The organism is Streptomyces sp. 13-12-16 (genome assembly GCF_002114215.1).
In the GTDB taxonomy this organism is placed as follows: Bacteria; Actinomycetota; Actinomycetes; order Streptomycetales; family Streptomycetaceae; genus Streptomyces.
The window spans coordinates 1-10,782 of record NZ_NCTE01000046.1; the positions used below are offsets into that span (position 1 = coordinate 1).

Genomic DNA, 10,782 nt, shown 5'->3' on the forward strand with positions numbered 1-10,782 from the left:
ACCTGCGCCCAGCCCATGGCGGCGCCGGCGACCAGCGCCGCGGCGAGCACGAGTGACGTGCCGGCCGGCCCGCCGCGGCCGCGCCGGCCGGTCACCAGCAGCGCCACCACGAGGACGAACGCGGTGAGGAAGGCGGTGTGCCCGCTCGGGTAGGACAGGTTGTCGTCGCCGTGGATGGTCCGCCCCACCAGCGGCTTGAGCAGCGTCGTCGTCCCCACGACCAGTCCTGGTCCGACCACGACGAGCACCGCCGCGCGAGGGCTCCGGAGCAGCAGGCAGCCCGTCACGGCGGCCCCGACCAGCACCGCCGCTCCCAGGGGCTCCCCCAGGAAGTCGACGGCCAGAGCGACCTGCCGCCATGGCGGCCCCGCGCCGTCCACCGCCGACAGGATCCGCGCGTCCACCGCGCCGGGCCCGCTGTCACCGGCGTACAGGATCCCGAGTACGAGGACCACCAGCGCGGCGAGGGCCGCGACCGACCCGAGCGACGCGCGCAGCGCCGACGGCAGCGCCGTGAGTGCCGGCCTCTCATCCGACCGCTGGGTGACCATGCGTCAGCCTCCCCACGAACGAGCCCCCCGTCGTGTCCGACCCGGCCCGCGCGGGGGCCGTCGGTCCGTCACTCTCCGCTCGCCACCCTAACCGACGGGGCGTCACCGGCGGTCCCGAAGCCCGGGGCCGACAGGACGGGTCGCCGGTGCGGTCCGTCACCGCGCCGGCGACCCGCCGTCCCTCTCAGACCGGCACCCGCGACAGCGCGCCCACGATCTCGTCGACGCGGGTCTTGGCATCGCCGAAGAGCATCCGGGAGTTCTCCCGGAAGAACAGCGGGTTCTGCACGCCGGCGTAGCCGGCGGCCATCGACCGCTTGAAGACCACCACGTTCCCCGCCTCCCACACCCGCAGCACCGGCATCCCCGCGATCGGCGAGTCCGGGTCCTCGGCCGCCGACGGGTTGACGGTGTCGTTGGCGCCGATGACCAGCACGACGTCCGTATCGGCGAGTTCGTCGTTGATCTCGTCCATCTCCAGGACGATGTCGTACGGCACCTTCGCCTCGGCCAGCAGGACGTTCATGTGTCCGGGCAGCCGCCCGGCGACCGGGTGGACGGCGAAGCGCACGTCGACGCCCTTCTCGCGCAGCAGCCGGGTCATCTCCGCGACCGGGTACTGCGCCTGCGCCACCGCCATGCCGTAACCGGGGGTGATGACGACGGACGAGGCGGACAGGAGGAGTTCCGCGGTGTCCTCCGCGGAGATCTCACGGTGTTCGCCGTACTCCCGGTCACCCGACGGGCCCGTCTCCAGCCCGAAGCCGCCCGCGATGACGGAGACGAAGGAGCGGTTCATCGCCTTGCACATGATGTACGAGAGATACGCGCCGGAGGAGCCGACCAGCGCGCCCGTGACGATCAGGAGGTCGTTGCCCAGCAGGAACCCCGAAGCGGCGGCCGCCCAGCCGGAGTAACTGTTGAGCATGGAGACGACCACGGGCATGTCGCCGCCGCCGATGGAGGCGACCAGGTGCCAGCCGAGGGCCAGCGCCAGCGCGGTGACCGCCGTCAGCAGTCCGAGTGACGGCGTGATGACGTAGAGCACCGTGAGGATCACGAAGCCGGCCAGGGCCCCGATGTTGACGGCGTTCTTGCCCGGCAGCATCAGCGGCGCGGACTTCATCCGTGCCGAGAGCTTCAGGAAGGCGACGACGGAGCCGGTGAAGGTGACCGCGCCGATGAAGACACCGATGAAGACCTCGGCGTGGTGGATGCCGTCGGCGTGCGAGCCCCCCTCCAGGTGACCGTTCCAGCCGATCAGCACCGCGGCGAGACCGACGAAGGAGTGCAGCAGCGCGATCAGTTCGGGCATGCCGGTCATCTGCACGCGCCTCGCGCACCAGAGTCCGACGACCGCGCCGGCCGCGACCGCGGGCCCGAGGACGACGAGGGAGGTGAGTGAACCGGCGTCGGTGACCCGCAGGATCGTGGCCGCGAGCGCGAGGGTCATGCCCGCGACGCCGTAGGCCCAGCCCTGGGACGCGGTTTCGTGCCGGGAGAGCCCGGCGAGCGACAGGATGAACAGGAGGGCGGCGACCAGGTACGCCGCGCCGGAGATCGAGAGGACGTCCACGGTCACCTCACGCCTTCCGGAACATCGAGAGCATGCGGCGGGTGACGGCGAAGCCTCCGAAGATGTTGATCGAGGCGAGCAGCGTGGCGACGCCGGCCAGCACCAGCACCACGTTGTCGGTGCCGGTCAGCTGGAGCAGCGCCCCCACCACGACGATTCCCGAGATGGCGTTGGTGACCGACATCAGCGGCGTGTGCAGCGCGTGGTGCACGTGCCCGATGACGTAGAAGCCGACCACGACCGCCAGTGTCAGCACGGTGAAGTGCTGGGTGATCTCCGAGGGGGCGAAGGCGTTGAGGAGGAACAGCGCCAGCGAACCGGTGCCGACGAGGGCCGCTTTGGCAGCGGTCGCGGAGAGCTTCTTCCTCTCCGCCCTTGCCGCCTTCTCTTCCGTCTTCCCCGGCTCCTTCGCCCCGGTGTCCGCGGCGGGGGCTGCGGACACCTGCACCGGGGGTGGCGGCCAGAGCACGTCGCCCTGGTGGACCACGGTCAGCCCGCGCTGCACGGCGTCCTCGAGGTCGACGGTGACCCGCCCGTCCTTGGCGGGGGTCACCAGCTTCATCAGGTTGACCAGGTTGGTGCCGTACAACTGTGACGACTGCGCCGGCAGCCGCGCGGGCAGGTCGGTGTAGCCGATGATCGTCACACCGTTGCCGGTCGTGACGACCTGGTCCTTGACCGTTCCCTCGACGTTCCCGCCCTGGGCGGCCGCCATGTCGACGACGACGCTGCCGGGCTTCATGGAGGCGATGTCGGCGGCCGTGATCAGCCTCGGCGCCGGACGCCCGGGGATCAGGGCCGTGGTGATGATGATGTCCACGTCCGCGGCCTGCTCGGAGTAGATCTCGGCGGCCCGCCGGTCGTACGCCTCGGAGGTCGCCCGCGCGTACCCGTCGGCCGACTGCTCCACCTCGACGTCCACCGGCAGGTACGCGCCGCCGAGCGACTTCACCTGGTCGGCGACCTCCGGTCGTGGATCGGTGGCACGGACGACGGCGCCCAGGGAGGCGGCCGCGCCGATCGCCGCCAGACCCGCCACGCCGGCGCCGGCGACGAGCACCTTGGCCGGGGGCACCTTGCCCGCCGCGGTCACCTGACCGGTGAAGAACCGGCCGAAGTGGTGCGCCGCCTCGATCACCGCACGGTACCCCGCGATATTGGCCTGGCTGGAGAGGATGTCCAGCGACTGGGCCCGGGAGAGGCGCGGGACGGCGTCCATCGCGAAGGCGTCGACCTTGTGCGCGGCCAACGCCGTGAGCAGGCCGCCGTTGGCCGCCGGCGCGAGCGGGGCGACCAGCGTCGCGCCCTCCTTGAGCCGCTCCACCTCCACGAGTTCGGGGGCGTTCACCCGGAAGACCAGGTCGGCACGCCACGCCTCCTCGGCGGTGCCGATCGCGGCACCGGCCCGGGTGTACGCCTCGTCGGTGATGCTCGAGCCCGCCCCCGCCCCGGTCTCGATCACCACGTCGTAGCCCAGTCCGGTCAGTTGCCTGACGGTCGCGGGTGTGGCCGCGACCCTGGTCTCCCCGGGTCTGGTCTCCCGGGTCACTCCAATCAGCATGCTCGGCTCTTTCGTCTCGTGGTCAGCCATGACGGTCTGCGAGGACGCAATGGTCCGAAGTGCCCCGGCCGCTCGTTCCGGGAAGGCCCCGGCTTCCGACTCCGCGGCGGTACCCGGCGATCGATCAGCAGCCGTGGCAGTACGGTAGGTCCACTTCTCGCCGCAGTCGACGTGGCGGCGGCATGAAGCACGTCGCACCGCACCGATCGCGCCGACGGCACTCCGTGTACGCAGAGTCAGCGTACGCACACATTCCGTGGACGGTACGCCTCGCTCCGGGTGACGATGGAGCCCAGTCAGAAGCGGTACGGCGTGGCACGCGCGCGGGAGGCGACCGGCAACACCGGCGCGCTGCGCAGGGCCGCGCCGCATCTGTCGCGGCAGGTGGGGCTGGCGAGTTGGTTCCGGCAGTGGGCGCGCCTTGAGGCGCAGTCGGTGACGCTGTGGACCTACGACTGCCGGGTGGTTCCCGGCCTGTTGCAGACGGAACGCTACGCACGGGCGGTGACGGAGAGCGTCCCGCCGGTGAAGGACGAGGACCAGGTGACCCAGCAGGTCACGGCCCGCCTGGAACGTCAGCGACTGTTCGACCGCAGGCCGGCGATCACGTTCAGCTTCATCGTCGAGCAGGCACTGCTGGAGCGCGGCACCGGAGGCCCGGACGTGACGCGGGAGTTGCTCGACAGCCTTCTGGAGAGGTCGTCGCAGTTCAACGTCGAGTTGCAGATCATGCCGACCCACCAGCCGGACCACGCCGGTTTCGACGGGCCGTTGAGGCTCCTGGAATCCCCGGATCACAGGTGGTTCGGCTACGCGGAGGGACAGCGCGGCGGCATGCTGATCCTGGACCCGAAGGAGGTCAGCATCATGCTCCAGCGGTATGCGAGACTGCGCTCGCAGGCTCTCACCTCCGACGACTCCAGGAGCCTGCTGAAGCGACTGCGAGGAGCGCCATGAGCAGCACCGACGAAGGGGCTTGGTTCAAGAGCAGCTACAGCGGTTCCGACGGCGACGACTGCGTCGAGGTGGCGCGGGACACGTGGGCGGTCCACGTCCGGGACTCCAAGGACCGGCGCGGCCCCGAACTCGCCCTCTCCCCCACCGCGTGGACCGACTTCATCGGCTACGCCACCCAGCACTGACCCTGTCACACAGCGCCCCACGCCGGACGGGTCCGGCGTGGGGCGCTGTCACAGCTTGCCGAGGTTCAGGGCTTTCTGGAGGGCCCGGACCGTCGCGGGTCCCCACAGGCCGTCGGCCTCCAGCCCGGCCTTCGTCATCTGTCTGTCCGCGGCGTTTCGTCGGTCCTAGCCGGAGAAGCCAGTGGTGTCGTACAACAGGTTGCAGCGGCCCAGGCTGGTCAGAGGCGCGGTGGTGCCCAGGCACACATAGGCGCCGGCATAGTCGACATAGCCGGACCACGCCCACGAGGTGGCCCCGGAGGTGCTGACCGTGTCCGTGGCACGCAGGCTCTGACGGTAAGAGCTCTCATCCTGATACCGGTAGACCACCCACAGCCGGGCGGCCACGCCGTCGCCGTTGACCAGGTCCTTGACCCAGTTCTGTCCCGTGTTGGTCTCGAAGTAGCCGGAGGTGTCGTCGTAGCAGAAGCTGGCCCGCCCGGACGCGCCGTTCGCGCCCGAGGAGTTCTGCACGTAGTCGACCTCGTCGTAGCAGATCGTCCTGGCGCTGGCCTGTGGTGCCGTCAGCATCAGAGAAGCGCCGGCCATCAGCACCGCGGCGGACGCCGCTACGCTCGTCCGCCGGCGTATCGCGAGTTTCCTCATCGGTCTCTCCCTCTGGTCAACGGTTTCCGCTGTCGTACCGCTGTGCCGGGCGCCCTCCCCCACGGCGCCCGACGTCCTCTCCTTGCCGCCCCCCACGCCCGGTCAAGTCCGCACGACGGTCCACTCGGAACAGGTCTCCGGGGATATCACGTTGGACGGGTACGACCCGGAGCAGGCCCTGAAGTGGAGCGTCCTCCGCAGTACGCCCGGCTGGTCCTCCGGGAAGGACTTGTTCATGTGAAGCCAACCGGCCGCCTCTCCGGACGTGTTCCAGATCGTCCCCTCGCGCGCGGGGTACGCGGGGCTCACGGCGTCGTCGTAGAAGTCCCACTGGACGACGACGGGAAGGCCGTCGGCCCAGGTGTCCCTGATCCTGAACCACTCGCCCAGCGGAGCGAAGCACGCCTGGGCGTTCGCGCTCCCGTACGTGCAGGTCCACGAGACGGATCCGCTCGGGCCGGTGGGGTCGGTCGCCCGTTGTTTTCCGTCGGCGGCGTGTGCCGTGCCGGAACTCATCAGTGCCAGGAGTCCGGCGGCGGCGACGGCCAGAACCTTGGAGCGGTGTGGTACTCCTCGATCACGCATGCTCTCCCAGCCTCCCATTCGGTACGGGCCCGCTTTCCTGTCCCGGGACGTGCTGCTCACGGTGCCGGGGCCGCCGTCGGCGAAACTTCGGAAAAGCTTGAATCCGCCTAGGACCGCAGGTCGGTGGCGCTCAGAGTGGGGCGTGGAGACGTCCGGGTGTCACAGGGGGTGTGATGGCCACGTGTTTCGGGATCCTGGGGACCATCGAGATGTGGCGGGACGGGACCACGGTCGACGTGGGACACGCGATGCAGCGGCGCGTGCTGGGGGCGTTGCTCGTCGACGCGGGCCGGGCGGTGTCGGCCGACGCGCTGGTGGACCGGGTGTGGGGGGATGCCGAACCGGCTTACGGACGACGGAAGTTGTACGGATACATCTCCCGGCTGCGGCACGTGCTGGCGGCCGACGGAACCGTCCTCACCCGGGAGCGGGGCGGCGGTTACCGGCTGGCGGTCGACCCCTCGGCGGTGGACGCGCACCGCTTCCGCGATCTGTCGGGACGGGCCCGGGACGCGGGCGGTGACGAGCAGGCGGAGACACTGTGGCGGGAGGCCCTGGCGCTGTGGCGGGGCAGCGCGTTCGCCGGGGTGGACACCCCCTGGTTCAACGCGCGGCGCCACCTCCTCGACGGCGAGCGGCTGGCCGCCCGGCTGGAACTGACCGATGTGCGGCTGCGCCTGGCGCAGCACGAGGGGATGGTGGGCGAACTGACCGCCCGTGCCGAGGAGCATCCGCTCGACGAACGGGTGATCGGGCAGCTGGTCCTGGCCCTGTACCGGTGCGGACGGCAGGCCGAGGCGCTGGGGGTGTACGAGCGCGCCCGTCGGCGACTCGCCGACGAGCTGGGGGTCGACCCCGGCCCGGCGCTGCGGCAACTGTACGAACGGATCCTCGCCGGTGCGGCGGACCCGGCCGCGCCCCGCTCCGCCGCACCGGCCGGCAGGAGCAGCACGGCGGTGAACCCGCCGATGGCACGCCAGCTCGTCCCCCGGCTCCTTCCGGCGGGCCAGTCACTCTTCGTCGGCCGGGAGGAAGAGGTGGACGAGGCCCGCCGGCTGCTCGGCGAGGAGCGGCCCGGTCCGGTGACGCTACTGATCACCGGACCGGCCGGAGTGGGCAAGACCGCCTTGGCCGTGCGTACGGGGCACCTGCTCGCCTCGCGCTTCCCGGACGGTCAACTCCACGCGGACCTACGGGGATTCGACGACGAGCCGGCCGAACCGTTCACGGTCCTCGGCACCTTCCTCCGTGCGCTCGGCGTCCCCGGCGGTACCGTGCCCGCGGAGCTGACCGGCCGCGTCCATCTCTACCGCACCCTGCTGGCGGGACGACGGATGCTCGTCGTCCTGGACAACGCCGCCGGTGCCCGGCAGGTGAGTGACCTCCTGCCCAGCGGCGTGCGCTGTGCCACCGTCATCACCAGCCGGACCACCCTGGCGGAACTGGCCGGCCGCCGGCTCCCCCTGGGCGTCCTGGACCCCGCCACGGGGCTCGACCTGCTGCGCGGGATGCTGGGCCGGGACCGGACGGACGCGGAGTCCGGAGCGGCCCGCTCCATCGTGGAGACCTGCGGCGGCCTTCCCCTGGCGGTATGGGTCGCCGGCGCGCGGCTGGCCGCCCGGCCGCACTGGCCCCTGGCCAAGGTGGCGCGCGCCCTCGCCGACGAGCAGCGCAAGCTCGACGAGCTGGCCGTCGGCCACATCGCCGTACGGGCCAGCCTCGAACTGACCCACCAGCAGATGGCCGCGGCGACGCGGCACGCCCTGCACATGATCGCCCTGCTGCCCGGAACGGGCTTCGCCGCCTGGGCGCTGGCCGCGCTGCTGGACGCGGACCTGTCCGAGGCGGAGGCGGTCCTCGACGACCTGATCGAGGTACACCTGGTGCAGGTCGGTTCGGCGGACACCACCGGGATCCGTTACCAACTGCACGACCTGGTGATGCTGTTCGCCAGGGAACGCACGGAGCGGGACGTCCCGGAACGGGAGCGTGCGGCCGCGCTCTCCCGGCTGCTCGGGGCGAGCGTGCACCTCGCCGACCTCGCCGCGGACACCCTCAAGGTCGACTTCCAGGGCATCCCCCAGCGGGACCTGGCCTCCTGGCGGCTGTCCGAGGCCGAGACCGGTCACCTGCTCGCCGATCCGCTGGCCTGGTTCAACGACGAACGCCAGTTCCTCATCGAGGTGGCGGAGCAGGCGCTGGACGAAGCGGAGGGTGTCGCCCCCGCCGCCGGGCTGGCCACCGCCCTCACGGCCCTCTTCCAGGTCGGCAGCCACTTCGACGACTGGGAGCGGCTTCAGAACCGGGCGCTCAAGGCAGCTCTGGGCAGCGGCGACCGGCACAGCGCCGCGAAGATCCACCGTTGTCTCGGCGAACTCACCACCATCCTCGACCGCTATCCGGAAGCACTGGACCACTTCGAGCAGGCCCTGCTGCACTCCGAGGGCCAGGGACCCGCGTACCGGGCCGGTGCCACGGCCGGACTGGCCTATGTGCACCGGCTCCTGGGCCAGTACTCCTCCGCCGTGCACCACTTCGAAGAGGCCGCCGAACTCGCCGAATCGGCAGGCAACGTCAACTGTCTCGTCTACGCGACCAACGGCCTCGGCGTCATCGACCTCGAACAGGGCCGCGTGGAGGCCGCCGTCACGCGGTTCACCAAATGCCTGCGGGTCAGCCGGGCCGCGGGCTACCGGCCGGGGGAGGCCCAGGCCCTGCGGTGCCTGGGCCAGAGCCACCGCGCACTCGGCGCCTACCCGGCCGCCGCCGACGCCTACCGGCAGGCCGTCACGATCAGTGAGGACCTCGGCGACCGCCTCAGCGCCACCCACGCCACCTGCTGGCTCGGGGACGTCCTGACCCGGCACGGCGAGCATCGGGAAGGACGCCGCCTGCTGGCCCGGAGCCTGTGGACCTACAGGGAGTTCGGCAACCTCTGGGGCGAGGCGGCGACCCTGTACGCGCTCGCCGAGGCCCAACTCGCGGTGGGCCGCCCGGCACCCGCCCGCAGACGCGCCGAAGCCGCCGTCAGGCTCTGGAGACGGATCGGCTCCAGCAGATGGCTGGCCATCGGCCTCGACACCCTGGCCGAGGCACACACCCTGGCCGGCGACCACACGGCCGCGGCTCTCACCCGCGCCGAGGCCGAAGAGGTCCGGAGGGCTTGAACACGCGCTCGCGCCCACCGCTCACGGGACGGGCGGCCGACCGGCCGGCCGATCGGCCGATCGGCCGCGGTGATCCTCTCGTGCGCGTGGGGTCGACGATCGGTTTCAGCGCAGGGGAGACCGTCTCGCGCTCTCAGTGGACCGTGCCGCACGTGCGTGCCCCGCGGCGGAAACCGCGCCGTGGGGCACGGGTGTGCGTCCGTGGAGGGCGGCGGGGAGACGGACCGGCGAGGCAGGCGCCGCCGTTGCCGATCGCGCCGGACCTCTTGGGCCCCGTCACCATGATCCGGTGCTGAACTCCCGCTCGCCGTCGAAGGAACGGCCGCCCCGGATGCTGTCGCTGATCCGCTCGACGAGGTCGAGGGCGTGCGCCAGAGCGCGCCGGTCCTCCTCGTCCAGTGTTTCCTCCATCGCGTCGGCGAGGACACCGACGCGCTGACGGCGGTCCGCGTCGAGCGTCTCCTTCCCCTCCCTCGTCAGGGTGAGTACCTTCCTGCGGGCGTCGTCCGGATCAGGGCGTACGGCCAGGAAGCCGGCGTCGGTCAGTTCCCTGACGGTCGCGGCCATCGTCTGGTGGCGCACTCCGCGGGCCGCCGCCAGGTCGGCCGTGGTCATCGGCCCGCCCGTGTCGAGGAGGCCGAGCACCGCCGCCGGGACGGACGCGAGCCGGTCGACGGTGCGGGCGCTACGGACCAGGGTGCCGACCACCGCCCTGAGGCGGGCGGCCAACTCGCCGGGAAGGGGAGCCGGTTCGCCCGAAGTCGCGTTGTTCACGTCCGCCAGCCTAGCAAGGTCGTACAGGGTTCCCTGTATTACAGGGAACCCTGTATATATTGCGCAGGGAACCCTGCACATCAAGCCGACAGGAGCCGGCAGTGAAGCTGATCAAGCACGCCCACGCATGTGTGTCGCTGGTCAAGGACGGTGGGCGGATCGCCGTCGACCCGGGCACCTTCACCCCCGACGCGAAGGAGGTGGTGGACGCCGCCGACGCCGTCCTGATCACGCACGAACACTTCGACCACTTCGACGAGGACCTGCTCACCCGGGCCCTGGAAGCCCGCCCCGGCCTGCGGGTCTACGGACCGGCCGGTGTGGTCGAACGCTGGTCGGCCCGACCCGCCCAGGTCACCGCGGTCGCGGCCGGAGACCGTGTCGACGTCGCCGGCTTCGACATAGCGGTCTCCGGCGGCCTGCACGCCACGATCCACCGGGACATCCCCCGCGCCGCCAACGTCGGCTACCTCGTCGACGGCCGGGTCTTCCATCCCGGCGACGCGTACCAGGCACCGCCCGCACCGGTCGACACGCTGCTGCTGCCCACCAGCGGCCCCTGGACCCGGCTCGACCGGGCGGCGGACTACGTGCGCGAGGTCGCGCCCGGCCGTCTCGTCCAGATCCACGAGATCATGCTCAGCCGGACCGGCCAGGAGTCGACGGCCCGCTTCCTGAGCCCCGCGGCGCTGACCGAGGTACCCCTGACCATCGTCCCGGAGGGGGGCGCGATCACCGTGTGACCCCCGGCCGACCGCACCGGCCCGCGCCGGAGGCGGGG

Annotated in this window: 10 protein-coding genes; 4 read left to right on the forward strand and 6 right to left on the reverse strand. The window is 71.6% G+C overall.

Annotated elements, in window-relative coordinates; genetic code table 11:
• From B7767_RS02190 to B7767_RS02200, 3 genes are all read right to left on the reverse strand, one after another.
• Nucleotides 1–551 (reverse strand): hypothetical protein (locus B7767_RS02190; protein WP_085570596.1); only part of this gene is annotated, 551 nt, incomplete at its 3' end.
• A 184-nt stretch (nucleotides 552–735) separates the two neighbouring features.
• On the reverse strand, nucleotides 736–2,127 hold the full coding sequence (gene pntB, locus B7767_RS02195; protein ID WP_085570606.1) for a Re/Si-specific NAD(P)(+) transhydrogenase subunit beta: 1,392 nt from the start codon (nucleotides 2,125–2,127) through the stop codon (nucleotides 736–738).
• Nucleotides 2,128–2,134: 7 nt separating this feature from the next.
• Nucleotides 2,135–3,688 (reverse strand): Re/Si-specific NAD(P)(+) transhydrogenase subunit alpha, encoded by a 1,554-nt coding sequence (locus tag B7767_RS02200; protein ID WP_085570597.1) that lies wholly within the window; start codon nucleotides 3,686–3,688, stop codon nucleotides 2,135–2,137.
• A 312-nt stretch (nucleotides 3,689–4,000) separates the two neighbouring features.
• Here B7767_RS02200 and B7767_RS46110 point away from each other — a divergent pair, with 312 nt between their 5' ends.
• Together B7767_RS46110 and B7767_RS02210 are read left to right on the forward strand one after the other, a co-directional pair.
• A complete protein-coding gene (locus B7767_RS46110) occupies nucleotides 4,001–4,645 on the forward strand; it encodes a DUF5753 domain-containing protein (RefSeq protein ID WP_179167004.1) in 645 nt (214 codons plus the stop codon).
• Nucleotides 4,642–4,830, forward strand: a complete 189-nt coding sequence (locus B7767_RS02210) for a DUF397 domain-containing protein (RefSeq protein ID WP_085570598.1) — start codon at nucleotides 4,642–4,644, stop codon at nucleotides 4,828–4,830. Before B7767_RS46110 ends, B7767_RS02210 begins: the two co-directional genes overlap by 4 nt.
• Nucleotides 4,831–4,995: 165 nt before the next feature.
• Here the strand turns inward: B7767_RS02210 and B7767_RS02215 are convergent, their stop codons facing one another.
• Both B7767_RS02215 and B7767_RS02220 read right to left on the reverse strand, forming a co-directional pair.
• Nucleotides 4,996–5,418, reverse strand: a complete 423-nt coding sequence (locus tag B7767_RS02215) for a hypothetical protein (protein WP_143652146.1) — start codon at nucleotides 5,416–5,418, stop codon at nucleotides 4,996–4,998.
• A 159-nt stretch (nucleotides 5,419–5,577) separates the two neighbouring features.
• Nucleotides 5,578–6,060, reverse strand: coding sequence for a hypothetical protein (locus B7767_RS02220; RefSeq protein WP_256923292.1), 483 nt, complete (start codon nucleotides 6,058–6,060; stop codon nucleotides 5,578–5,580).
• Nucleotides 6,061–6,233: 173 nt separating this feature from the next.
• On the opposite strand from B7767_RS02220, the gene B7767_RS02225 reads away from it, so the two are divergent.
• On the forward strand, nucleotides 6,234–9,227 hold the full coding sequence (locus tag B7767_RS02225; protein ID WP_085570600.1) for a BTAD domain-containing putative transcriptional regulator: 2,994 nt from the start codon (nucleotides 6,234–6,236) through the stop codon (nucleotides 9,225–9,227).
• A gap of 276 nt (nucleotides 9,228–9,503) precedes the next feature.
• Here B7767_RS02225 and B7767_RS02230 read toward each other — a convergent pair whose 3' ends face one another.
• Nucleotides 9,504–10,001: a MarR family winged helix-turn-helix transcriptional regulator gene (locus tag B7767_RS02230; RefSeq protein WP_179167005.1), complete on the reverse strand. Its 498-nt coding sequence runs from the start codon at nucleotides 9,999–10,001 to the stop codon at nucleotides 9,504–9,506.
• Between the two features lie 101 nt (nucleotides 10,002–10,102).
• Between B7767_RS02230 and B7767_RS02235 the strand changes: the two genes are divergently transcribed.
• A complete protein-coding gene (locus B7767_RS02235) occupies nucleotides 10,103–10,744 on the forward strand; it encodes an MBL fold metallo-hydrolase (RefSeq protein WP_085570602.1) in 642 nt (213 codons plus the stop codon).
• The last annotated feature ends 38 nt before the right edge of the window (nucleotides 10,745–10,782 follow it).

Excerpts from the sequence above, each read along its gene's own strand:
- B7767_RS02225 (WP_085570600.1), top strand. The coding sequence starts at position 6,234 with ATGGCCACGTGTTTCGGGATCCTGGGGACCATCGAGATGTGGCGGGAC.
- B7767_RS02220 (WP_256923292.1), bottom strand. The coding sequence starts at position 6,060 with ATGCGTGATCGAGGAGTACCACACCGCTCCAAGGTTCTGGCCGTCGCC.
- B7767_RS02200 (WP_085570597.1), bottom strand. The coding sequence starts at position 3,688 with ATGCTGATTGGAGTGACCCGGGAGACCAGACCCGGGGAGACCAGGGTC.
- B7767_RS02210 (WP_085570598.1), top strand. The coding sequence starts at position 4,642 with ATGAGCAGCACCGACGAAGGGGCTTGGTTCAAGAGCAGCTACAGCGGT.
- B7767_RS02215 (WP_143652146.1), bottom strand. The coding sequence starts at position 5,418 with ATGGCCGGCGCTTCTCTGATGCTGACGGCACCACAGGCCAGCGCCAGG.